The following is a 583-nucleotide window of genomic DNA, read 5'->3' as shown; positions in this document are numbered from 1 at the left end:
ATAGCTCAGGAAAAAAATGCTCTCATTATTAATACTGATTCAATGCAGGTTTATGATGTTTTAAATATTTTAACGGCAAGGCCTACACGGACTGATACTGCAACTGTTCCGCACTATCTTTATGGTTATGTGAATCCTGCTCTTCACTACTCAGTGGGACAGTGGTTATGTGATGTTAGCAAGCTTTTAATGACATTTACGTCGAAATCACTTATTTTTGTTGGTGGAACAGGACTTTATTTTCGTGCTCTTTTAGAGGGAATTTCAAAAATCCCTGATATTCCAGATGTTGTGCGGCAGAAATGGCGACTTCGGCTTGATAAAGAGGGAGCTGAGAACCTTTATCGCCAATTGTGGCAGGTTGATGCTGTTCTCGCTGAGAAAATTTCTTCACAAGATGGACAACGTATTGTTCGTGCTTTGGAAGTTTATGATGCAACTGATAAAAAGCTAAGTTGGTGGCAGAAGAAAAAAACAACACCTCTTATTGCGCGAAATTGTTCAGAAAAACTTCTTCTCATTCCACCGCGTCAGTTGCTTTATGAACGTATTCATAAACGGTTGGACTCTATGATTGAAAAAG

General features: G+C 38.9%; 1 protein-coding gene. It reads left to right on the top strand.

Annotation, left to right across the window (positions count from 1 at the left end; all coding sequences use genetic code 11):
- Window positions 1–583 (top strand): tRNA (adenosine(37)-N6)-dimethylallyltransferase (locus ACFINO_RS11280; protein WP_375655938.1); only part of this gene is annotated, 583 nt, incomplete at both ends.

Origin of the sequence: Bartonella sp. AA83SXKL (assembly GCF_042196965.1) — a bacterium.
Lineage (GTDB): Bacteria > Pseudomonadota > Alphaproteobacteria > Rhizobiales > Rhizobiaceae > Bartonella.
Note: the sequence above shows the minus strand (reverse complement) of the source record. Positions and strands in the feature narration are given on the sequence as shown.